This is a genomic window from Patulibacter ginsengiterrae, assembly GCF_056269115.1.
The window spans coordinates 541,861-564,537 of record NZ_JBWDOG010000001.1; the positions used below are offsets into that span (position 1 = coordinate 541,861).

Annotated in this window: 15 protein-coding genes; 1 reads left to right on the forward strand and 14 read right to left on the reverse strand. The window is 75.3% G+C overall.

Annotated features, from left to right (window positions below):
• Positions 1–8: 8 nt before the first annotated feature.
• The 7 genes from ACVUH9_RS02430 to ACVUH9_RS02460 form a co-directional block, all read right to left on the reverse strand.
• Positions 9–419, reverse strand: a complete 411-nt coding sequence (locus ACVUH9_RS02430; RefSeq protein WP_475753585.1) for a hypothetical protein — start codon at positions 417–419, stop codon at positions 9–11.
• A gap of 5 nt (positions 420–424) precedes the next feature.
• Positions 425–1,060, reverse strand: a complete 636-nt coding sequence (locus tag ACVUH9_RS02435; protein WP_475753587.1) for a hypothetical protein — start codon at positions 1,058–1,060, stop codon at positions 425–427.
• Positions 1,057–1,824 carry a hypothetical protein gene (locus ACVUH9_RS02440; protein ID WP_475753589.1) on the reverse strand — a complete coding sequence of 256 codons (768 nt, stop codon included), beginning with the start codon at positions 1,822–1,824 and terminating at the stop codon, positions 1,057–1,059. Before ACVUH9_RS02440 ends, ACVUH9_RS02435 begins: the two co-directional genes overlap by 4 nt.
• Positions 1,821–2,570 carry a phosphate ABC transporter ATP-binding protein gene (locus tag ACVUH9_RS02445; protein ID WP_475753987.1) on the reverse strand — a complete coding sequence of 250 codons (750 nt, stop codon included), beginning with the start codon at positions 2,568–2,570 and terminating at the stop codon, positions 1,821–1,823. Before ACVUH9_RS02445 ends, ACVUH9_RS02440 begins: the two co-directional genes overlap by 4 nt.
• Before the next feature lie 155 nt (positions 2,571–2,725).
• Positions 2,726–3,724, reverse strand: coding sequence for a PstA family ABC transporter permease (locus ACVUH9_RS02450; RefSeq protein ID WP_475753591.1), 999 nt, complete (start codon positions 3,722–3,724; stop codon positions 2,726–2,728).
• Entirely contained in the window at positions 3,721–4,701 is a 981-nt protein-coding gene (gene pstC / locus ACVUH9_RS02455) for a phosphate ABC transporter permease subunit PstC (RefSeq protein WP_475753593.1), read from the reverse strand. Before pstC ends, ACVUH9_RS02450 begins: the two co-directional genes overlap by 4 nt.
• Positions 4,702–4,744: 43 nt before the next feature.
• A complete protein-coding gene (locus tag ACVUH9_RS02460) occupies positions 4,745–5,584 on the reverse strand; it encodes a phosphate ABC transporter substrate-binding protein (protein ID WP_475753595.1) in 840 nt (279 codons plus the stop codon).
• A gap of 248 nt (positions 5,585–5,832) precedes the next feature.
• Here ACVUH9_RS02460 and ACVUH9_RS02465 point away from each other — a divergent pair, with 248 nt between their 5' ends.
• The gene (locus ACVUH9_RS02465; RefSeq protein WP_475753597.1) at positions 5,833–7,290 is read left to right on the forward strand and encodes a hypothetical protein; all 1,458 of its coding nucleotides are present in this window, start codon (positions 5,833–5,835) and stop codon (positions 7,288–7,290) included.
• Positions 7,291–7,355: 65 nt separating this feature from the next.
• Here ACVUH9_RS02465 and ACVUH9_RS02470 read toward each other — a convergent pair whose 3' ends face one another.
• The 7 genes from ACVUH9_RS02470 to ACVUH9_RS02500 all read right to left on the reverse strand — a co-directional run bounded on the left by ACVUH9_RS02470 (position 7,356) and on the right by ACVUH9_RS02500 (position 22,584).
• On the reverse strand, positions 7,356–8,864 hold the full coding sequence (locus tag ACVUH9_RS02470) for an ATP-binding protein (protein WP_475753599.1): 1,509 nt from the start codon (positions 8,862–8,864) through the stop codon (positions 7,356–7,358).
• Positions 8,861–10,516 carry an NAD(P)/FAD-dependent oxidoreductase gene (locus tag ACVUH9_RS02475; RefSeq protein WP_475753601.1) on the reverse strand — a complete coding sequence of 552 codons (1,656 nt, stop codon included), beginning with the start codon at positions 10,514–10,516 and terminating at the stop codon, positions 8,861–8,863. Before ACVUH9_RS02475 ends, ACVUH9_RS02470 begins: the two co-directional genes overlap by 4 nt.
• Before the next feature lie 135 nt (positions 10,517–10,651).
• Positions 10,652–13,357, reverse strand: a complete 2,706-nt coding sequence (locus ACVUH9_RS02480) for a lytic murein transglycosylase (protein ID WP_475753603.1) — start codon at positions 13,355–13,357, stop codon at positions 10,652–10,654.
• 2 nt (positions 13,358–13,359) lie between these two features.
• On the reverse strand, positions 13,360–14,157 hold the full coding sequence (locus ACVUH9_RS02485; RefSeq protein WP_475753605.1) for a hypothetical protein: 798 nt from the start codon (positions 14,155–14,157) through the stop codon (positions 13,360–13,362).
• Entirely contained in the window at positions 14,154–18,647 is a 4,494-nt protein-coding gene (locus ACVUH9_RS02490) for a hypothetical protein (protein ID WP_475753607.1), read from the reverse strand. The genes ACVUH9_RS02485 and ACVUH9_RS02490 overlap by 4 nt, the downstream gene beginning before the upstream one ends.
• The gene (locus tag ACVUH9_RS02495; RefSeq protein ID WP_475753609.1) at positions 18,644–20,356 is read right to left on the reverse strand and encodes a hypothetical protein; all 1,713 of its coding nucleotides are present in this window, start codon (positions 20,354–20,356) and stop codon (positions 18,644–18,646) included. Before ACVUH9_RS02495 ends, ACVUH9_RS02490 begins: the two co-directional genes overlap by 4 nt.
• Complete coding sequence (locus ACVUH9_RS02500) at positions 20,353–22,584, reverse strand: hypothetical protein (RefSeq protein WP_475753611.1); 2,232 nt, start codon at positions 22,582–22,584, stop codon at positions 20,353–20,355. Before ACVUH9_RS02500 ends, ACVUH9_RS02495 begins: the two co-directional genes overlap by 4 nt.
• Positions 22,585–22,677: the final 93 nt, after the last annotated feature.

Here is a 22,677-nt window from a genome sequence, read left to right on the forward strand (position 1 = left end):
GCTTGAGGCTACGGGACGACCGGCTCGGTCGCCGCCGTCCCCTCGAGCGTGTCGGGCGCCTGGCGGACGATCAGCCGCTCGCCGCAGCTCCAGCAGAACTCCGCCGAACGACCGTGCGGCGATCCGCAGAAGCGGCAGCTGCCGGCGATCCCGGCGTGGTCGGCGACCAGCCGCTCGACCTCGCTGAGCTGGGCGTCGATCCGCTGCAGCTCAGCCGCCCGGCGGCTCAGGACGTCGACCCGGAAGTGGTCGCGGACGGCCATCTCGTAGGCCAGGCCACCGAGGTCCCAGGTCCGCTCGGCGACCTGCTCCGCCAGCCGCCGGCGCTCCTCCTCCAGCGCGGCCCGCTGCGGGCTCATCATCGGTGCGGGGGTCCCGGCGGGCGGGCGCCGCCACGGCAGACGTGCATGCTCGGCCATCGTCCTCAGCCTCCCGTCGAGACGGCGTCGGGCAGCCCCTGCGACGCCTCCCGGGCCTTCTCGGGGTCCTTGCTGGTCAGGTCCTTCTTGGTCTTCTCGTCGATCGCCACGGGCGCCTTCGTCCTCGCCGGGGTCTTGGCGACCTCGGCCGCCTCCTGCTTCTCGGACGGCGTCCGCTTCGCGTCCGCCTGCTTCTCCGCGGCCGCGTCGCTCTCGTCGGTCGTGGTCTTGCTCGCCGTGTCGGTCGTCGGGGCCGCGTCGGTCGTGGTCGGCGCGGCAACCGGGGCCGCCGTGGCCCCCGGGGTCGCACCGACGACGATCGGCTGCTGCTGGTCGTTGCCCCCGCCCCCGCCGACCAGCAGCCCCACGCCGAAGGCGACGAGCACGCAGGCCAACGCCGAGAGCAGCGTCGGCATCGAGAGTCCCGAGGCCGGCGGCGGGTACCAGTGCGCGGGCGGCGGACCGGCCATCGCGGGGGCCGTCACCGCCGGGACCAGGGCGTCCTGGAACGGCAGGCGCGCGTGGTCGCGACGTGCTCCGCAGGAGAGGCAGTAGCGCTGGTCGGCGGCGAGCAGCGCGCCACAGGAGCCGCAGGTCCCGGCGCGCGGGTCGTCGGCCGGCAGGAACGGAGTGGTGCTCATCGGGAGGACCTCGGGGATCGCAGCTTCGTGGGCAGGGCGACGGCGTCCAGACGCCCACCGCGCCCGTCGCCGATCAGATAGGCCTGGAACGGACGGCGTGCACCGGCCGGGATCCGGTCGATCCGGCTGGTACCGGCGGCGACCGGGCGGGTGCCGTCGCGGGCGACGACGAAGACCGGCACGTTCCGTTGCTCGGTACGGCCGTCGTTGTGGACCGTGCCGTGGACGAGGGTCCCGTCCGCGGTCGGGGCCCCGGGGTCACGGGCGAGACCGCTGATCCGCAGCCGGGGGACGCTCGTCCGCAGCCGGCGGACGGCCGCGCCCGGACGGACCGTGACCCGCACGCCCTCGGCGAGCGGCGGCAGGTCGGCGTTGACCCAGGCGATTCGGGTCCGCGGCGGCAGCACCGGAACCCGCAGCAGCAGGTCGTCGGTGCCCTCGAGCAGGTTCGTGTACTGCTGCTTGCCACCCGCGACCGCCTCGATCCCGACCGGCACCCCGGCCAGCGGACGCGCGCTGCGGTTCTCCAGCTCGACGACGATCGCGGTCTTCTCCCCCGTCCGCAGCTCGTGGTGGCCGAGCACCCGCACCGCCGCGTCGGGCCGGCCGAGCGCGACCTGCCCCGGCTGCGCGACCGCGGTCGCCTTCGCCTTCAGCCGTGCGCTCTGGTCCTGGGTCGTCTCGCAGGCGGTCAGGGCGAGCACCGACCCGGCGGCCAGGAGCGCGCCGAGCGCGAGCCGGCCGGGTGCCGAGGCCCGGCTCACCCGAAGGCTCCCTGCACGTACTCGCGGGTGCGGTCGGCCCGCGGACGCTCGAAGACCTCGGCGGTCGGTCCGTACTCGACCAGGTCGCCCAGGTACATGAAGGCGACGTGGTCGCCGACCCGCCGCGCCTGGGCCAGGTTGTGGGTCACGATCACGATCGCCAGGCTCTCGCGCAGCTCGTGGATCAGGCCCTCGACGACCCCGGTCGAGATCGGGTCCAGGGCCGAGCACGGCTCGTCCATCAGCAGCACGTCGGGCTCGACGGCCAGGGCGCGGGCGATGCAGAGCCGCTGCTGCTGGCCACCGGAGAGCCGCAGCGCGGGCCGCCCGAGGTCGTCGGCGACCTCGTCCCAGAGCCCGGCCCGGCGCAGCGCCGTCTCGACCCGCGGCCGCAGCGCGCTCTTGCCGGGCCGCCGCATCGCCTGCTCGCGGATCGCGTAGGCGACGTTGTCGAAGATCGACATCGGGAACGGGTTGGGCTGCTGGAAGATCATCGAGACGCGGCGCCGCAGACGGGTGATCTCGAGCTCGTCGACGCTCTCGCCGTCGAGCAGGATCCGTCCCTCGCGGCGGGCGCCCGGCGTCAGCTCGACCAGCCGGTTGAGCGAGCGCAGGAGCGTCGTCTTGCCGCAGCCCGACGGGCCGATCAGGGCCAGCACCTCGCCCTGCCGGACGGGCAGCGTGACCGCGTTGACCGCCGGTCGCGGCGCATCCCCGTAGTGGATCGAGACGCCGTCGATCCGCAGCCGCTCCGGGCCGAGCGCGGGACGCACGGCGCGCGCGATCGGCTCCGGCACCCCGCCGCGGTCGCCCGGGTCGACGATCTGGGGCTCGCGGTCGGCGGCGATCCGGCGGACGGGCGGCGGGTAGGAGCCGGAGGACGGAGGAGTGGCCATGCGATCTACCTCGGGAGGTCGTTGCCCGCGCGGCGGCGGCCGAAGGCCGAGACGAGCAGGTTGAGGCCGATGATCAGGAGCATCAGCACGAAGGCGGCCGCGTAGGCCTTCTCCGGCGCGTTGCCCTCACCGGTCGGCGAGTTGTTGTAGACGTAGCTCGTAAGCGTCGAGCCGGTTCCCTGGAGCGTCCCGACCACCGGGATCTCGCTGCCCGCCTGGAGCTGCAGGGTCGCGCCGAGCAGCAGCACGATGATCGCCGTGTCGCCCGCGATCCGCCCCATCCCGAGCGCGGTGCCGGTCGCGATGTCGGGCCGGACGGTCGGCAGCAGGACCCGGCGGATCGTCGCCCAGCGGGTCTTGCCCAGCCCGTAGCTCGCCTCGCGCACGTGCCGCGGGACCGACTGCAGCGCCTCGCGGGTGGTGGCGAAGATCGAGGGCAGCGCGATCAGCGACATCACCGTGCCGGCGGCGATGAAGCTGCGCCCGAAGACGCCGCCGCCGTCGGAGGCCGCGAACGACGCCCACGACATCGGCGGCAGCTGGAAGATCGCCAGGCCGAAGATCGCGATCGCGATCGAGGGCGCGCCCGCGATCACCTCGATCGACGACTCGACGACCCGCGCCAGCCAGCGGGGCCGGCCGTACTCGACGATCCAGACCGCGGTCCCGACCGCCAGCGGCAGCGCGATCACGGTCGCGATCACGATGATGATCAACGTGCCCGCGATCGGGTCGAGGATCCCGCCGGTGTCCGACTGGTCGGCTCCGGCCTGGGGGCGCGAGAGCAGCAGGTCGAGGTTGAGGTACTGGATCCCGCGGAAGCCCATGTAGCCGATCAACGAGGCCGCGACCGCGATCAGCAGCAGCCCGACGAACCAGGCCGCCGCGACGCCGAGCAGGTCGAGCGGGCGCCAGAGGCGCAGTTCGCCGCGCAGCCGCTCCCAGCGCCCGCGGGTGGTCGGCGGTCCCGTGACCGGCGGCGGGGTCATCGTCGGCGCGCTCATCGTGCCGACCCCAGCCGCAACGAGCGCTTGATGATCGAGCCGCCGACCGAGAGCATCAGCGACGAGAGCAGCAGCACCAGCGCCATCGCGTAGACGCTCGCCTTCAGGGCCGGTGCCTGCATGCCCTCGGCCTGCTCGGCGATCGTCGCCGCCAGCGGTCGCAGCGGCTCGAAGAGGAAGAGCATCCCGTCCCACGGCCGCGGGGCGAAGCCCTTCGAGCCCGAGACCATCGAGAGCATGATCGCCTCGCCCAGCGCACGAGCGCTGGCGAGCACCGCCGCGGCCACGATCGCCGGCCGGATCGCCCGGACCGAGACCGACATGATCGCCCGCCAACGGGTCACCCCGAGCGCGAGCGCCCCCTCCCGCCAGCCGCGCGGGACCGAGCTCAGCGCGTCCACGATCAGGGCGATCATGATCGGCGTGATCATCAGCGTCAGCAGCACGACCGAGACGAGCAGCCCGGGCCCGGTCAGCGGGATCACGTAGGCGACCGACTCGCGCTGGCCCTCGTTGATCAGGTCGTCGTTGACGAACGGGACCAGGACCAGGATCCCGATCAGGCCGTAGATCACCGACGGGACCGCGGCCAGCAGCCGCACGACCGGCACGATCAGCGCGCGGACCTTCGGCGGCGCCAGCTCGACGATGAAGATCGCCGCCAGCACGGCCGTGACCACGCCGGCCGCGACGGCCAGGACGGTCGTCAGCGCGGTCGCGTAGACCAGCGGCCAGGCCCGCAGCCGGTAGGCGTCGGCACCCGCGTCGGCCCCCGCGTTGATCATGTCGCCCAGCTCGGCGTCGACGTCACCGCCGGACCCGAACCAGGCGAGGCCGTTGTGGCGGAACGATGGCCAGGCGGCGATCGCGATGAACACGACCATCGCGACGATGATGAGGACGACCGCGACCGCGGACGCACCGAGCAGTCGCTCGGCACGTCGGTCGGTCAGCGGGCGGCGGAGGCTGCGCAGCACGCGGGGTTTCCTGCTTCGTGGTCGGTGGCGGGACGACCGGGGGCTACTTCAGCGGGACCGCCTTCTGGGCGATCAGGACCTTGCGCGCGGCGGCGCTGGTCTGGATCCAGGCGATGAAGCGAGCGGTCTCGCCACTCGGCTTGCCCTTGGTGACCATCCAGAACGAGCGGGTGCCCTTGTAGGTGCCCGACTTCGCGTTGGCGGCGGTGCAGCTGACGCCCTGGTAGGTCGCGGTGCTGACGCCGGTCGTGAACTCGATCGAGACGAACCCGACCGCGGCCGGGTCGCGCTTGACGGCGGCCTGGATCAGGCCGTTGCTGCCGAGCCGCGCTGCGGTCGAGGAGAGCGACGCGCCGCCCATGAAGAGGTTCTCGAAGGCGTCGAGGGTACCCGAGGCCTCGTTGCGCGCCTGGAGGCTGATCGTGCCCGACTGCGAGGAGCCGGGGACGTCCGACCAGCTGCGGATCTTGCCGGAGAAGATGTCGGCGACCTGCTGCTGGTTCAGCCCGTTGGCGAGCCGGTTGGCCGGGTTGGTGATGATGCAGACCGCGTCGCGGGCGATCCGGTTGAAGACCAGGCCCTTCGGGTCGCTGCCGGCCCGCGGATCGCGCGAGGAGTTGCCGATCGTGACGGCGCCCTTGGCGACGTCGGTGACGCCCTTGTCGGACCCGCCCTGGGCGACCCGGAAGTCGACCTTCTTGTTCAGCTTCTTGTACTTCGCCTGCAGGGCGTTGGCCAGCGGGTAGACCGAGGTCGAGCCGCTCATCGTGATGGTCTGCTTCTTGGCCGCCGAGGCGGGGGCAGCGACGACCGCCGGGGCGGCGATCGCGGCAGCCAGGGCCGTAGCGGTCGCGAGGCGGGTGACGGGAACGGAAATGCGCATGGTCAATCGGTCTCCGAGTAGAGGGAGGAGCAACATCGAGACGGACGGCGCCCGCTAGGGGCGGTGCGCGTCAGTCGACCATCATGCGGATCCGCGGATGCCCGTCTGTGAACATCCGGTGGTGTTGGTGTGAACGTTGCGTGGACGTCCCGTTCTCACCCGGTTGGCGCCCCTCGCGGAAGCTCCCGATCGTCGATGACGAGACGTTCACAACGGGCCGTCGGCAAGCTGCCACGCTCCCGGGTCGAATGGTCGCCCCCGGCTCCAGTGGCACCCCCGGCAGCGCTCCCGCGCCCGGGACGCCGTGCCGCGACTGCGGGTCGCCGACCGCCGAGGACCAGCGCTACTGCCTGACCTGCGGGGCGCGGGTCGGCGAGCGGCGGCTGGAGCCGCTGGCCGTCCTCGCCGACCGGCGAGCGGCGCTGGCGGCGGCGACCGGCGGGGACGAGACCGTGGCCTCCGCGGGCGCAGCGCCCCGGGCGGTCCCGCTCGCCGCGGCCGCCGCCGCGATCTTGGTCGCCGGGGTCAGCGGGATGCTGGTCACCGGCACCGGGGGAAGCGGGGCGCGGGCCGCGATCGTGCTGCGGGCGACCCCGACCGTCGCCGCGGCTCCGGTCGTCGCACCCGCGGTCGCACCCGCCGACGGCGAGCACGACACCGGCGCCGAGGACACGACGCCGGCCGCCGACGCGCCGGAGGACGCCCCCGCCGAGACCGCGGACGCGACGCCGGCCGCGACCGACGAGCCCGTCGCCACCGACCCGACGGAGACGGACGGCGGCAGCAGCGACGCCCCCGCGGACGATCCGGGCGACTCCGCCTCCGACCCCGCCCCGACCGTGCCCCGCGTCTGGATGCTGGCGCTCGAGGGGCCGCGGGCGCAGGAGGCGATCGACCGCGTGGCGGCCCAGGGCGTGCGGCTGACGGGGGTCAGCGCGCTGGGCAGCGACGCGCTGACCAACGCGAGCGCGCTGGTGACCGGGATCCGGCCGGTCGCCGGTGCCGTGCCCCCGGAGACCGCGCCGGGCGCCGCCGTCCCCGCCCCCTCGATCCCGGAGCAGCTGCTCGCCGGCGACCGCAGCTGGCGGGCCTACGTCGACAGCCTGGCGACCGGCGGGCCGGTGCCGGCCGGGGCCTGCACCGTCGCGCCCGCCGGGGACGCCGCCGCGACCGCGCTCGCCGCTCGGCTCCCGTTCGGCCGGATCGCCGCGCTCCAGCAGGGCGACCGCTGCGCCGGCGCGACCACCAGCCTCGAGGCGCTCGGCAACGACCTCTCGGCCGGCGACGACATCCCCGCCTTCTCCTACGCCGCGCTCGGCGGCTGCGCCCCGGCCGACCGTACGGCGGTCGCGCTGCCGGACGAGCTCGAGGACGCGGTCGCCACGATCACGTCGAGCACCGAGTACCAGGAGCGCGGCAGCCTGATCGTGACCACCGTCGGCGCGACCGACCCCTGCGGCACGGCCCCTGCCGCGCCCACCCCGGGATTGCCGCCTGTCGACCCGGCCGCCCCCGCGCCCGCGCCGCCGCTCGCCCCGACCGTCGTCCTCCGCGCCGACGCGCGGCCCGGGGCCACGCTCGCGACCCCGCTCGACCAGCTCGCGCTGACCCGCTTCGCGGCCGAGGCCTTGGAGCTGAAGCCGCCCGGTGACGCTGCGGCGGACGCGGTCCCGGTGATCACGCTGCCGAAGGCCAAGCAGCGTTAGCCGGAACGGCGGGTCGCTCGTCCCGCTCGCTCGCCCCGCGATCGGTGACCGACGCGACCGCGCGCTCAGCCCGGCGAGATCGGCAGCCGCACGTGGACGACCGTGCCCGTCGGCGGCTCGGTGCGCGAGTCGACGCTCAGCGATCCGGCGTGGCGGTCGACGACGATCCGGCGGACGGTCGCCAGCCCCAGGCCGGTGCCCTCGCCGACCTCCTTGGTGGTGAAGAAGGCGTCGAAGATCCGGTCGCGGACCGCCGACGGGATCCCGGGGCCGTCGTCCTCGATCTCGACGATCGCGCAGTTGTCGTCGTGGCGGGTCCGGATCGTGATCGTCCCGCCCGGCGCCTCCGCCGCGCCGAGCGCCTGGATCGCGTTGTGGAGCAGGTTCGTCCAGACCTGGTTCATCTCCGAGCCGTGGATCGTGAGCTTCGGCAGGCTGCGGTCGTAGTCGCGGACGACCTCGATCGTGTGGTGCCTGAGCTTGTGCCCGAGCACGGCGAGGGTCGTCTCGAGGCCCTCGTGGACGTCGACCTCGACCATCTCGCCGTGGTCGAGGTAGGCGTACGACTTGACCGCGCCGACGAGGCTCGACATCCGCCGGGTCGACTCCTGCAGCTCCTCGACCAGGCCCCGGGCGGTCAGGGCCGCGGCGACCCAGGCCAGGGCCGCGTCGGTCGCGGAGCCGGCCAGCGCCTGGACCCGCCGGACCCACTGCTCGTCGACCCCGGCCGCGGCCAGCGGCTCGGCGACCTTCCAGGCCTCGGCGACGCCGAGATCGTCGAGCAGGTCGAGCAGCGTGTCCTCGGCGTCGGCGGCGTCGAGCGCATCGAGCGCGGTGCGGCCGGCGGCGCCCGCGATCGCCTCGTCGTGGAGCACGACCAGACCCTCCGCGTCGATCCGCTCGACCCCGGCCTCGACGAAGCGGCCGAACGCGCCGGAGACGACCTCGAGCACGTCGGCCAGCTGCCCGGCGGCGCTCTGGGCGGCCGCGGCCGGGTTGTTGAGCTCGTGGGCGAGGCCGGCGGCCATCGTGCCGAGCGAGGCGAGCCGCTCGCGATCCTGCTCGACGCTGGCCAGACGGCCCATCACCGGCGCGACCTGCTGCATCACCCGCCGGTGGACGGCCGGGTGGGCGAAGGCGAGCGCGCGGAACCGCTCGCCGCCGATCAGGGCGATCCGGCAGGGGGTCGTCGTCCGCATCCGGACGTAGAGCAGCGCGTCGGAGAGGACCGCGATCGCGCCCATCCAGGTCGGAGCGTGCTGGGCGCCGACCGGCTCGGTCCGCGTACCGTCGACGAGCAGCGACTGGACCGCGCCCTCGAGCAGCAGCTGGGCCCCGATCGGGACCCCGTCCGGCTCGGCGATCACCGTGCCCGCCGGCACCTCCCGGACGGTCGCGACCGCCAGCCACTCCCCCAGCTGCGCGTCGTCGAGGTCGTCGAAGAGGTCGATCGTCCGCAGCTCCGCGAGCGTCAGCGGGGCGACGTCGGGATCCTGCGCGACCTCGACCACCGGCGCCGGCACGGCGGGCGACGGCGTGCCCTCGGCCGCCGTGGGATCGGGCTCGTCGCTCATCCGTCGACCAGGTACTGGTGGACGAGCGAGACGGCCATCGAGCCCTCACCGACGGCGCTGGCGACCCGCTTGAACGAGCGGGCGCGGACATCGCCCGCGACGAAGACCCCGGGCACGGTGGTCTCGAGCAGATAGGGATCGCGCGGCAGCGGCCAGCCGGCGGCGTGCGCGTCGGCCCCGGCCAGGATGAAGCCGCGCTCGTCGCGGGCGACGGTCCCGTCGAGCCAGTCGGTCCGGGGCGAGGCGCCGATGAAGACGAAGCAGGCGTCGACGTCGACGACCTCCTCCGTGCCGTCGCGATCGCGGATCGTCAGCCGTCGCAGGTGATCGTCCTCACCCTCCGCCGCGATCGCCTGGCTGCCGGTCCGGACGGTCACGTTCGGCAGCGCCGCCAGCTGCTGGATCAGGTAGTGCGACATCGACGCCTCGAGCCCCGGCCCGCGGACCAGGATCGTCACCCGCGCCGCGTAGGAGCTGAAGTAGACCGCGGCCTGCCCGGCCGAGTTGGCCCCGCCGATCACGACCACGTGCTGGTCGGCGCAGGCGCGGGCCTCGGTCATCGCCGCGCCGTAGTAGATCCCGGCCCCGGTCAGCTCCGCGAAGCCGGGCGCGTCGAGCTGGCGGTAGGAGACCCCGGAGGCGACCAGCACGCAGTTGGCGCTGAGCGTCCGTCCGTCGGCGAGCTCGACCAGCCGGCCGGCACCCTCCGCCCGCAGCCCGACCGCGTCCTGGACGGTCAGCAGCTCGGCCCCGAGCCGACGGGCCTGGTCGGTGGCGCGGCGGGCGAGGTCCGAGCCGCTCAGCCCCATCGGGAAGCCGAGGTAGTTCTCGATCCGGCTCGACTGGCCCGCCTGGCCGCCCGGCGCCTCGCGCTCGACGATCAGCGTCCGCAGCCCCTCGGAGGCGCCGTAGACCGCGGCGGCGAGCCCCGCCGGACCGGCGCCGACGATCACCAGGTCGTAGTGGTCCTGCGTCGCCTGGCCGGTCACGCCGAGCCGCTCGGCCAGCTCCAGGACCGTCGGCCGCTCCAGCACCGAGCCGTCCTCCAGCAACGCGACCGGCAGCCGGTCGGCCTCGATCCCGACCACCCGCAAGAGCTCGCGGGCCTCGCCGTCGCGCTCGACGTCGAGCCAGCGGGCGGGGACCCGGTTGCGGGCGAGGAAGTCGCGGAGGTCGTGGGACTGCTTCGAGAACCGGTGGCCGATGATCCGGGTGCCGCCGACCTCCAGCGCGGTGCCCGCCTCCCAGGTCGTCAGCAGGTCCTCGACGACCGGGAACAGCTGCTCCTCCGGCGGGTCCCACGGCTTCAACAGGTAGTAGTCGAGCGCGACGTCGTTGATCGCCGCGATCGCCGCCTCGGTGTCGGCGTAGGCGGTCAACAGGACGCGCTTGGCGTCGGGCACGATCGCGCGCGCCTGGACCAGGTAGTCGGTCCCCGACATCCCCGGCATCCGCTGATCCGCGATCAGCAGCGCGACCTGGTCGCCGCGGGTCCGCAGCTCGGTCAACAGCTCCAGCGCCTCGGGGCCGGAGCTCGCCCGCAGGACCCGGTAGCGCTCGCCGAACCGGCGGCGGAGGTCGCGAGAGACCGCCGCTAGGACCGTCGGTTCGTCGTCGACGGCAACGATCGCGGGGCGGCGTTCGGTGGCCATCAGGAGCGGGCGGGCGGGGCGGGGATCACGGTCGCGATCCTAGCCCAGGCCGCGTACGGGCCCAACGGCACGGGCCGCCGCAAGGCTCCGCGCCGGCGTCGCCCGGCCGTCCGCGTCCGCGACCGGTCCCGCGCGTCACCGCTGCTTCGCGTCCGGACGCGCCGTCTTCGGCTTCGCGGGCAGCGCGGCCGCCGAGACGCTGCGGCGGACCTTCGGGTTCTCGATCCGGCCGAGCCGCGTGACCAGCTCGTCCCACTGGCCGGGTGCGAGCACGGCCGCGACCTGGCGGCCGAGGGTGACCGTGCCGGTGCCGGCCGCCCGCGGGAAGCCGACGTGGATGTGGTCGGCGTGGTCGGCCATCGCGAGCGTGTTGTCGGTGCCGGGGTAGGTCATCAGCGAGATGATCTGGTTCGGCTTGCTGGTGCCCTGGAGCCGCAGCAGCAGCCGGATCGTCCGGTCGGTGATCGAGCCGGCGCCCTGGTGGCCGAGGATCGGGGTGCCGTCGACGACCGCGATGTCCATCGCCGAGCCGTAGCTGTGGGCGGAGACGTTGCCCGAGGCGCTGAGGATGCTGTGGCCCGACTTCAGCGACGAGATCGACAGCTTCAGCCCGTTGGCGGTCAGGTACTCCATCGTCGCCAGCACCCGCCGGTCGATCATCCCGGCGCGGATGTCGGCGACCCCGGACGGGTAGATCGTCAGCGACGGGTTGGCCAGGACCCGGCGCTGGAGCTGGTCCTTGCTCATCAGCAGCAGCCGGCCGACGTCGGGCTCGTCACCACGGTCGGCGACCAGCGCGCTGTCGTCGGGCTGGCCGAAGACGGCCGCGTCGTCGAGCAACCGCCAGCCCTCGACGATCGGTCGCGGATCGATCCGCGGAGCGCCGTCGCCGGCAGGCCGGATCGCGAACCGGATCGCGGCCCGGTCACCGCCGGCGGCGACCGGCCGCGTCGACGGATCGTCGTTCGCCCCTGCCGCGGCCGACCGCTCGTCGTCCGGGGCCATCGTCCCCAGCACGGTCCCCGCGAGGACCTTGCTGCCGACCCGCAGCGACCGCAGCCGCACGTCCGAGCGGCGGAGGCTGCCGGCCCGCACCAGATAGCGGTCGATCTGCCCGGTCACCCGCGGGGCGGCGTCGGGCACCGTCTCCGCGGTCGCGTCCGCCGCGGCCTCCCGCAACCCGTCCAGGGCGCGGGCGATCGGGGCCGTCAGCGGGACGCCGAGGCCGTCGCGGTCGGGCTCGGCAGCGAGGCTGCTGGGCGCCGGGAGCAGCGGGAACGGGGTCAGCAGCGAGGCCGGAGCGGTCGGTTCCGCGGTGGCCGGGGGTGTCACCGTCGTCGGGACGGTCGTCGTCGGGACGGTCGTCGTCGGGACCGTCGTCGCCGGGACCGTCGTCGCCGGAACCGTCGTCGCCGGGACGGGAACCGGTGGCACGCCGAGACCGGCGTCTACCCCCTCCGGCGTCGGCGCGGACGGCGCGATCGGTCCGCCCGGCGCGCTCGTCACCCGGGGCGGTGCGGGACCGACGGCCGGCGACGTCGTGGTGCTCGTCGCCGCCGGGGTCTCGGCCGCGGCGGGCGTGGTCGCCCGCTCGTGCTCGTGCTCCGGCCGGTCCGCGGCGTCCCCGCTCCGGCGCGGAACCAGGTGCTCGCTGGCCAGGGTCCCGAGCCCGGCGTAGGTGTAGCGGTTGCCGTAGGCGTCGCGGATCTCGACGAAGCGACCCAACCGGGGACTCGTCCCCCGGCGGGTGACGGTGCCGTCCTGGACGGCGACCACCGGCGCGTCGGCGGGACCACGGACCTCGGCCCACGGCTTCGCCGGGCCGTCGGCGATCACGACCCGGTCGCGGGCCTTCGCCGGCTTGGCCTCCGGCGCCGCGGGCGCCACGTAGACCGGCAGCTGGGCCAGGGTCAGGCCGGTCAGCGAGGCGATCACGTCGGCGGGCAGGCTCGCGATCGAGGCTGCCCGCCGCAGCACGTCCTCGACGTACCAGTCGGCGTGGTTGTAGGCGAAGATCGCCTTGCGGATGTCGGTCTCGCCGCCGGCCGCCTTCAGGTAGCGGGCCGCAGCGAAGATCGCGTCGACCGGGTTGTACGGATCCTTGGTCTCGTCGCCGGTCGCGTCGACCCCGTACTGGGCCCAGGTCGCGGGCATGAACTGCATCCAGCCGAGGGCGCCGGCGGTCGAGACGCTCAGGTTGCGGCCGTAGTCGGTCTCGATCTCGTTGATCGCCGCGAGGATCTCCCAGCGGATCCCGTACTGGACCCCGGCCGCCTGGTAGACCGGCAGCAGGAACGGCGGGATCCGGAAGCGGGCGACCGACAGCGCCGAGAGCCCGGTGGCGGGCGCCGCGAGCAGCGCCTGGGCGGTCTCCTCCGGGCTCGCCGTCCTCGGCTCGTCCGCGTTCCGTGCGGAACCCTCGCGGGCCCGCTTGCGGCGCTTGGCGTCGCGCTTGCGGGCGGCTTCGCCGCGTCCCCCGCCGGTCTCGGTCCGCGGGTCGGTGTCCTCCCGGCGGGTCGCGGGACGGTCGGGCTCGAGCCGGGTCGGGTCGATCGCCGCGGCCGGGTCCTGCGGCCCCGACGGGCGGTTGGTCGCGGCCGGCGGGGCGTCCGGGGCCGGGGTCGTCGCGGTCGCGGCCGGCGCGTCCGGGACCGCGGCGGCCGGATCCGGTGCGGCGGGCGCCACGGTCGTCGTCCCCGGGTCCGGGGTGGTCACGGTGCCGCCCCGCGGACTGCCGTCGCTGGTGGTGGTCGTCTCGGCCGGACCGCTGGCGAGGGCGACCGCCGTCGACGGGGCCGCGAGCAGTGCGACGGCGACGACGATCGGCAGACGGTGGCGCATGCTCAGTCGGCCTCGCTGTTCGGGCCCTGCTTCTTGGCGAACGCGCACCGGAACCGCTCCGGGCTGGAGACCGGCTTGCCACCGGCGAAGCCGCCCTTGTTGCCGTTGTCGAAGACCGTCACGTACTGGAGCGTGTCGGGGGCCGGGTCGGCGGGAAGCGGGATCGGATCCGGCTCGCCCGCACCCGGGTCGCCCTTCGCCCCGGCGCTCGCACCGAGGCTGCCGGCGGCCGTGCTGCCCGCCGTCGTGGTGACCAGGGTCGCGCTCATCTCGCGCTGGTCCTTGAGGCCGTCGTCGGGGGTGATGTCGGTCCCGGCCGTCGTCTGGTTGTCGGTCACGACGCTCGAGAGCTTGATCTGGTCGGCGGCGCCGATCAGCTGCTCGGCGCTGGGCAGCCAGCCGCCGAGCTCGACGCACTTCTGGGTCGCGTAGAAGTAGTCGTTGCGGCCGGCGTCGGCCGTGTCGACCGCCTGGGTGCTGCTCTGGACGCACCAGCTGCCGAGGTCGATCGTCGCCGCCGGGCAGGTCTGGGTCAGGTCCGACTCGCTGGCGTTGCCGAGCCGGTCGGCGGTGCGCGCCCGGTCGACGGTCGGGATCGCGCGGGCGGGGAAGCGACGGTCGCCGCCCAGCCGCAGGATCCCGTTCGGCTGCGGGGTCGCGCTGGCCGTCTGCGGCAGGCCGCTGGGCTTCTTCGCGTCGCCGATCCCGGTCATCGCGAAGACCAGCGCGACGACCGAGACGGTCAGCGCGGCCGCCGCCAGCAGCGTGGCGGACGGGGACGAGTGCGGGGTGGTCCTCATCGGGGCCTCCTGTTGCGGCGTTCGGGATCGCGGGTCCGTACGGACTCGCGGGCGTAGACGTAGGGCGTGCGCTGACGGCGGCGGGTGCCGAGCGCGGTGCCGCCGCCGAGCGCGGCCAGCAGCACGGCGGCGACGATCGCCGCCCCGTCCCCCGGTCCGGAGCCCTGGTTGGCCGCCGCCAGCGGGTCGTAGCGGGCGTAGGCCTTCGAGGACTCCTCGGCGACCTCCTCGTCCTTCTGCCGTTCGGCCTGGGTCACGGGCTGCGAGACCGGCACGTTGATGCTGGCGCCGCTGGTGCCCGGCGGCGGGGCCGGAGAGGCGGCCGCGGGCGGCGGCGGGACCGCCAGCGGCGGGGTCAGGATCGGCGCGATGAAGGCCGGCAGCGCCGCCGGGATCGCGGCCAGGGGCTTCGCCGCCGGGGTCGCCGCGGCCGGGGTCACCGGTGCCGGCGGGGCGCCGACCGGGCCCACGGCCGGGGCCGGCGGCGGGGCGACGGCCGGCGTCGACGACGGCGTCGATCCCGGCGGCGCGGGCGGCGGAGGCGGCGGGCTCGCCGTGCCGTTGGCGGCCGGGAAGCGCGACGGGTTCAGCGGCACCGTGCCGCACGGCCGCAGCACGCTGCCCGCCCGGACGCTGATCGTCGTCTGGTACCGCAGGCCGCCGGCCTCGATCGAGATCGTCGTCGTGCCCGCGTTGAACGGGCAGACCAGCCCGGAGCTCGCGTCCGGGACCGGCTTGTCGGTCGCCGGATCGACGTAGGGCTTGCGGGGGTTGGTCGACGTCGGATCGACCCGGACGAAGTCGGCGATGTCGGGATCGCTGGAGTGGAAGCGGACGTCCGGATCGAGCCGGGTCTGGATGCAGGTCTCGCGCCGGAGCACCGTGCAGATCGGGCTCGGGAACGTCACGTACGGATCGGCGCCGGTGCCCTCGGCGTTGGCTGCCCCGAGGGTCCAGTTGGCGCCGGCCCGTGGCCGCCGGCCGAGGCCCTCGAAGAGCGCCGGGGTGCTGCGGTTGAGGACGCGCCCGTCGACCGCCTCGAGCGCGAGGTCGTCGAGCACCGGCACCAGCCGCACCGCGGCCGGAGCGCGGTTGGTGACCGCGTCACGCCGGGCCAGGTCCAGCTCGAGCAGCAGCAGGCCCGGGACGCCACGGCCCTCGCCGTCGCTCTCGGTGCGGTAGCCGAGCGTGCCGCTCGCGTAGGTCGGGATCGTGACCGCCGAGCCGGCCGGGATCGCGCTCCGGCGCTGCTCGCCGCGGCCGTCGTAGACGTAGGCCGAGGCCCCGCCGTCGCGCAGCAGCACCGCGACCGCCGTCCCGTCGCTGGCCGCCCCCACGTCGCGCGGGTCGAGGCTGCGGTTGCCGGAGACGACCGTCGCGATCCGCTTCGCCTTCGCGTCGGCCAGGACCGCGGCGAGCCAGGCGCCCTGGTCCTCGACTGGGCTGCCGACGTCGTTGCGGAGGGCGAGCGAGCCGCTCGCGTTGTCGATCACGACCAGCCGCACGACGCCCTCGCCGGTGGCGACGTCGACGGCGTAGTGGGTGCGGGCACGGCCGGGCGCCGGGGCGGCGCCGATCGCGACCGGCGTGGTCCCGGCCGCCGCGACCCCGTTGCCGAGCGGCGCCGGGTAGCCGGCGAACGCCGACTCGAAGGCCGACGAGCTGCCGCCGGTCGCCTCGCCCGCGGCGAGCGCCGGGAAGGTCGGCAGGCCGCCGCCCATCAGCAGCCCGGCGTAGCGCAGGGCCTCCACGTTGCTGGCCGGCACGTTGCCGGTTCCGGCGATCCGCCCGCCGGTGTAGACGAACGCCCGCGGCCCGTTCGGCTGGGCGCCGAGCTGATCGGCGAGGCCGACCGCGCGGGTCAGGGTCCGGTCGGGCATCGTGTCGATCGGGGCCAGGTCCGCGCAGGCGTCGGCGCACTGGGCGTGACCGCCGACCAGCAGCCGGGCACGGCCGGGATCCATCGCCGGGGCCTGGACGGTGACGTTGCTGGAGCCCTGGGGGCCGGCCGGGTCGTAGCGGCTGACCGACGCGGTCTGAGCGGCGTTGAGCCCGGTCGAGGCGCTGTCCGGTCCCCGCGACTGCGAGTCGGTGGCCCCGTTCCAACCGCCGACCGTCCAGGCCCGACCGGCACCGTCGCCGAGCAGGGCGAGGATCGGGTCGGACTTGCGGGGCTTCTCGGTCGTCGGCGAGTCGAGCTTGGTCCGCTCCTCGTCGCGCCAGCCGAGCGCGGTCTCGCGCATCAGGTAGCCGTCCGCGGGCAGGCTGAAGGGGTCCCGCCGCGGTGCCGGGGACGCCGGGTCGCTCGGGGGGATCGCAAGATCGACGTTGGTCGGCCAGACCATCGGCGAGACCGAGACGAGCGCGCGCACCCGGCCGTCCTCGCGGAACGCCGACGCGGCGATCACGGCCGCGGGGAGCGGCTGGTCGCTGAACCGCCAGGGGCCGTCCGGACCGTCCCGCTCGAGCACGATCGCCGCACGGTCGCCGGCGATCCCGGCCGCGACCGCACCGCCGTCGGGCAGCCCGGCGACGGTCAGGATCGAGCCGTTGCCGCTGCGCGCGAGCAGGGCCTTGACGCCCTCGTCGACGCTCCAGCCGCCGCCGTTCTCGACCAGCACGCCCCCGCGTCCGGCGGCGACCAGCGCCTGCGATCCCGCGAACGCGACCGCGTAGAGGTCCGCCCGGCCGCCGCCGGGTCCGTTGGTCTCGACCTCGGCCGGCAGCGGCATCTGCTGCCAGCTCTTGCCGTACTGCAGCAGCACGCCGTCGCGGCCGACCGCGAAGCCGCGATCGGGGTCGCCGGGCTGGAAGCCGATCGCGGTCAGGTGGCCGGTGAAGTCGAACGGGGCGGCCGGGTCGCTCTCCCAGAGCCCCGTCTGCTTCCGCCAGCGCCAGATCGTGCCCTGGTCGCCGACCGCGAACGCGGTGCTCGGCTCGGGCCAGGCGACCCCGCGGAGGTTGTCGCGGGCGACGCCGGAGGCGGTCAGGCGGACCTCGCTGTCCCAGCCCTGGCCGGGCGTGTAGCGGAGGACGTTGCCCTCGAGCCCGACCGCGAGCGCGGGGGTGGCCGGGTCGCCGGGGGTCCCCGGCGCGCTGGCGATCGCGGTCAGCGGCCGGCGGACCGGGATCGACCAGGCCGCCAACGGCGACGGCGGGCGGTCGCGGGTCAGGTGGGTGTCGCCGAGCCAGCCCTCGCCGAGGCTCGAGAAGGCGATCCCCAGCGGGGCGTTGCCGAAGGCCGCCGAGACCGACCAGCTGGTGCCGTCGAAGCTCGCGTAGCGGCCCGCGTTGGTGCCGACCGGGCCGATCACGCGGGTGCCCGGGCCGGTCCCGGCCCACGCCTGCGAACGGCCGACGGTCTGCAGCGCGAAGCCCAGCGGGGCGTCGCAGAGCCCGCCGTCGCACCAGCTCGTGGTGCCCGAGTCGGTGACCTTCAGGGTCACGCTGCGCTCGCGGCCGTCCTGCTGGAAGCTCCCGTCGAGCCAGACCCCATCGGTCGTAGCCGTCGCGGCGTGGCCACCGGCCAGCGGGGTGACGGCCGTGATCGCGTCGGCCGGCGTCGCGTCGGCCGCGAAGCGGGGAGCGCCGAGGTCGCGGAGCCGCCAGCGGGCGGCGCTGCCGTCGCCGTGGCGCTCGAACAGGACCAGCCCGCGGTCGGCGTCGCCGTGGGCGCGGGCCAGCAGCCAGGCGTCTCCGCCCTCGGTGGTCGCGAGCGCGACCGCGGTCAGGCCGAAGCCGGAGTCCTCGAGCGTGTCCGCGGCGGCGCAGCCGGCCGGCGCGGTGCTGCCGTCCTCGGCCACGCAGATCGGCTCGCGGGTCCAGCTCGAGCCGTCCCAGCGGGCGATGCCGGACTCGAGCGCCGGGCCCGCGATCGCGACGAAGCCCTCGGTCCGGCCGTCGCCGCCGGCACGGGCGGCGATCGCCGAGGCCGAGAGCGTCTCGGCCGGCTCGCTGCCCTGGCGCGGCTTCAGGATTCCGGGGGCGGGTGCGGGCACGACCCGCGTCGGGCCCTCCGCGTCGCGCACGAGGATCGTCCGCTGCTCGCCGTCGGGCCGGGTGGTGTCGGTCCCCGCCAGCAGCAGGCCGCCGCGGGCGGTCACGCGGCCGTCGGCGATCGTGCCCGCGTACGGCCGGCCCTGCTCGTCGAGCGGGGCCTGGACGTAGCGCCAGCCCTCGGCCGGGCGGTAGCGCAGCACGTACTGCTTGGTCACGGGCAGCTCGTGCCCGTCGACGGTCTTCGGCTGCGGGATCGTGCTGTCCTGGCTGGTGATCGCCCAGGTCTCGGCGGCCGTGCCGGTCTGCGTCGCGGGCCCGAGCAGGATCGCTCCGTTGCCGGGGCCGATCTGGGCTTCGATCCCGACGGGCCCGGCCGCCTCGTCCGCGTGGACGGCGGAGTCGCGGCTGGTGAGGACCACGAGCGCCACGAGCGCGAGCAGGACGACGAGCGCCGCCGCAGCGCGGCGACGCCTCCGGATCACGGGGTTCACCGGGTCGCTCCGGTGCCGACGCTGTTCGCGCCGGAGCTCGCACCGCAGTCGGGCTTGGTCAGCTCGGTCAGGACGAACCGCAGGCCCTTGGGCCACTGCTTGCGGCGGACCTGGACGCTGACGCTGCGCGTCCCCGGCTTCATGCGGCGGGGCTTGGCGGTCGCCACCGTCCGCCCACCGCGGCGGGCGCGGAGACCGACCCGGGCGGGACGGGCGAGCCGGAAGCGGACGGTCAGCCGCAGCCTCGGGTTCGCCTGCCGGGCCTGCTTGCCGGAGGGCTTGCTGCCGGTCGCCTTGACCTTCGAGACCAGCGCCGGGAGGTCGGTGCAGGTCGCGGGGCCGTCCTGCGACGGGTCGGGGAGCTCCACCGGCGGGGCCAGCAGCCGGGAGTCGTCGACCGGCGGGTCATCGGGGATCACCTGCGACGCGCCTTCGTTCGGACGGATCGAGATCGTGCCCTGGAACGCGGGATCGGTGTCCCGCGCGTAGGGCCCCGCGCTCGTGCGCCGGTAGAGGTAGCCCTTCGCCGTGGCCACCCAGCAGTCGTCGGCGGCCGGGCAGGCGATCGCGGTCGCGGCGCCGCGGGCGGCCGGGCCGTCGTTGGCGTCGAGGGTCTCGACCTCGACCTGCCCGTCGGGCGCGATCGCGGCGACGGTCGGCCGGCCGTACTCGCCGGAGGTGCTGGTGCCCGCGCCGGCGGTCTCGATGTCGGAGAGGGTCGCCCAGGCCGAGCGGCTCCCCGGGACGGCGGTGACCGCGCCGAACCACTGGCTCGACGGCAGCGACGCGCCGGACAGCGTCAGCTCCTGCCACTGGTCGTCGTCCATCCGCAGCGCGATCGGGGGACGCTGGACGTTGCCGTCGGCGGTCGCGGGGCCGGATCCGGCACCCCCGCCGACGGCCCAGGCGGTGGTCCCGTCGGTGTCCATCGCCCGCAGCTCGGTGCCGGCGGCCGGCACGCCCTCGAGCGGTCGCGGAACGAACGGGTCGTTGCTGAAGGCGGTCCCGGCGTTGCGGTGCAGCAGTGCCGGCACCGGCTCCGGCTGGCGGAGGAAGGGGATCGTCCCCTGCCCACCGGCCTGCGTCCCGACGAAGGTGCTCTCGAGGATCGTCCCGCGGCGGGTGATCAGGTCGCTGACCCCGCGCCCCTGGCCGTTCCAGACCGGCTTGAGGTCGGTCCCGTCCCACAGCAGGTGGAAGGCCCCGATCCGGCTGCCGTCGGTGCTCTGCGCCCCGACCCCGCCGAACAGGCAGTGGTCGGCCGTCCGGCAGGTCGCGGCGTTGACGATCGGCCCGAACTCGGGCACGTTGAAGTAGCTGTACGAGCCGACGACCGCGCCGTCCTTGTAGTGGCAGAGGCCGGCGCCGTTGATCTTGAACCCCACGCTCGGCGCGCTGATCGTCCAGAACTCGGTCGGTCCCGCCCAGGCGATCCGGGCGTTGATCCCGCCGCCGCAGACCGTCGAGAGCTGGTGCCAGGACTCGCCGTCCCAGCTGTAGAGCCCGGCCGCCACGCTGGCGTTGCCGGCGACGGTCATCAGGCCCCGGTTCGGGGACCAGAACGAGAGGTCGCCGACGTAGCCGGCGGGGACGGAGAAGTGGCCGCCCGGCGGAGCGGGCAGCGGAACGTTCCGCCACTCGGCCGCGGACGCTGTCCCGGCACAGGCCAGGAGCGCGGCCGAGGCGACGACGGTGAGGAGGCGCTTCATCGGGGAGCTCCGGTCGTCGCGGTGCGGGGCGTCGCGCCCGGCTGCCGCGGCGTGGTCTTGGACTTGGCCTTGGCCCTCGGCTTCGGCAGGACGTCGGTGCGACGGAGCGCGTAGGCGCGGGTGGTGGTGGTCGGCGCGGCTCCGCGCGGACTGAACCGAAGCTCGAGCCGAACGGCGAGCGACCGGACCGAGCCGCGCAGGAGCTTCCGCGCCGCGCTGCCGACCGGGATCCGGACGGTGATCGTGCCCGCGCGCTTCGCGGTCCTGCGGGTGCGGCCGACGACGACCGTGGGCTTGCGGCTGGCCCCCGCGGTCGCGCGGTCGGCGGCCCGTGGCCCGGCGGGCGTCGTCCGCTTGCGGGTCGTCTTCGCGGTCCCGGTGGCGGTGCCGACCAGCGCGCCGGCGGCGGGCAGCGAGACGCGGACGCTGGCCGTCCCGGTCCGCTTCGAGACCCGGATCGGTCCGAGCGTGGCCACGAACCGCGACCCGAGCGGCGCGAGCGGCCGCGCGTCGGTTCCCGCGAGCGGGGCCGGCCCGGGCAGCACCCGGCCGCTGGTGTCGAGGTCGGTCGTCCGGCGTCGGCTCGCGACCAGCACGTCCGCCACGCCGTTGGCGTCGCCGAGGAAGAGGTTGCCGTCGGGCGCGCTGAAGCCGACGCTGGCGAGATCCGCCGAGGCGGTCAGGTCGCTCGGCGCCTGCTGGATGATCAGCCCGGTCGAGTAGTCGCCGCCGTCGTGGCCGGAGGTCACCCGCTCGACCGTGCGGGCCTGGAGGTCGACGAGGTAGACGTTGAACGTCAGCAGCTCCCCGCTCGGGAACGGCCCGACCGGCTGGAGGCCGTCGAACTGGCGATCGCGCGAGCTGAAGAGCGCGTAGCGGCCGCCCGCCGACAGCCAGCCGCCGTCGATCGAGTAGCGGCCCGTCAGGTTCGGGAACGACCAGGCGAGCGTGACCCCCTGCTTCCGCGGGAGGCCGGCCGTCATGTCGGCGAGGTAGGTCGAGCCGGCCCGCAGCGCGGTGGCGTCGAGCGGCCGCTGCGCGGACGACGACGAGAACAGCACGCGGCCGCCGTCGCGGCTGATCCCGGCGATCTGCGGCACCGAGGTCTGGCCGTTGGCGTCGACTCCCTCGGGCGCCGTGAAGGGCCCGTAGCAGGGGCCGGTGGCCGTGTCGCTCGGCACGAACACGGTCGTGGCCGCGCAGGCCGGGTCGTCGAGGTCCGCGGCGCCGGCGACCCGGCGCGCGGGAGCCGCGATCCGGTCGAGGTCCCGCCAGAGCAGCGACGGCGACGGGCCGAAGGCCGGCTCGCCGGGCAGGGTCCGCGTCTGCCGCTGCGCCTCGCCCGCGGTCCAGAGCGCCTTCGTGCCGTCGCCGCTGATCGCCGCCTGCGGCAACCCGGTCGGATCGGCCGGCACCACCGCGGGGGTTCCGCGGGGCGAGTCGTCCTCCTTGGCCCGGCTGACCAGCCGGGTCGTGCGGGCGTCGAGGTCGCGGACCCAGACCTGCCACGGCGGGGCCGTCGTGTCGCTCCGGTCCGGCAGGTCGGAGGCGCCGGAGGTGATGAAGACGGCACGGCGGCCGTCGGAGCTCAGCGCGAAGCCCGCGATCCCGGGCCGCCCGCCGGCCGCGACGTCGGCGTAGCCGGCGCCCTGCGTCGACCCGTCGCGAGCGGAGACGAGCTCGTACGACGACTGCCCGGAGAGCGGCCCGTGCATGTCCCGGAGGTAGACGTCGGGGCTCTGGCCGCTGGCGTCGTTGACCGAGAGCCGGGCGCTGCTGCCGAAGAGCACGTAGCGCCCGTCGTGGCTGATGCCCGACGGCGCGACATCGGTGCCGACGTCGCCCTCGACCGGCTGGCCGTCGGCGCGGAGGACCCGCCGCGGGGGCGCGACGATCGCGACCTCACCCGTCTGCAGGTCCTTGCGGACGATCCCGCCGGAGTAGCGTTCGTCGGGATTCGGCGGGCTGCCGATCAGCACCGACGAGCTGGTGCGGAAGACCACATAGCGGCCGTCGGCGGAGACCAGCGGCCCGTCGCTGCGCTGGTCGGCGAGCGTGCTGCCGAGCGCGGAGGCGGGTTCGGCCCCCGGCCCGTAGGCGGCGCCGGCCGGGGCCACGGGGGCGCCCAGCAGGACGCCGCCGACCACCAGCGAGATGCCGATCCAGGGGTGGAGCGGCCCGCGCAGTGACGCGTCGCGCCGGGCTCGTATCGATCGTGGACGGCGCACCGAGCGGCAAGGTTACGGTCGCCCTGATCGCCCCCGGTGAAGATCATGGGAACTCTCGGTGGCGATCTCGCGGCGCTCGGAGACGCCGTCGTC

Bases quoted from the DNA above. Each gene is read 5' to 3' on its own strand.
- ACVUH9_RS02430 (WP_475753585.1), bottom strand. From the start codon at position 419: ATGGCCGAGCATGCACGTCTGCCGTGGCGGCGCCCGCCCGCCGGGACC.
- ACVUH9_RS02435 (WP_475753587.1), bottom strand. From the start codon at position 1,060: ATGAGCACCACTCCGTTCCTGCCGGCCGACGACCCGCGCGCCGGGACC.
- ACVUH9_RS02450 (WP_475753591.1), bottom strand. From the start codon at position 3,724: ATGAGCGCGCCGACGATGACCCCGCCGCCGGTCACGGGACCGCCGACC.
- ACVUH9_RS02460 (WP_475753595.1), bottom strand. From the start codon at position 5,584: ATGCGCATTTCCGTTCCCGTCACCCGCCTCGCGACCGCTACGGCCCTG.
- ACVUH9_RS02465 (WP_475753597.1), top strand. From the start codon at position 5,833: ATGGTCGCCCCCGGCTCCAGTGGCACCCCCGGCAGCGCTCCCGCGCCC.
- ACVUH9_RS02470 (WP_475753599.1), bottom strand. From the start codon at position 8,864: ATGAGCGACGAGCCCGATCCCACGGCGGCCGAGGGCACGCCGTCGCCC.
- ACVUH9_RS02475 (WP_475753601.1), bottom strand. From the start codon at position 10,516: ATGGCCACCGAACGCCGCCCCGCGATCGTTGCCGTCGACGACGAACCG.
- ACVUH9_RS02480 (WP_475753603.1), bottom strand. From the start codon at position 13,357: ATGCGCCACCGTCTGCCGATCGTCGTCGCCGTCGCACTGCTCGCGGCC.
- ACVUH9_RS02485 (WP_475753605.1), bottom strand. From the start codon at position 14,157: ATGAGGACCACCCCGCACTCGTCCCCGTCCGCCACGCTGCTGGCGGCG.
- ACVUH9_RS02495 (WP_475753609.1), bottom strand. From the start codon at position 20,356: ATGAAGCGCCTCCTCACCGTCGTCGCCTCGGCCGCGCTCCTGGCCTGT.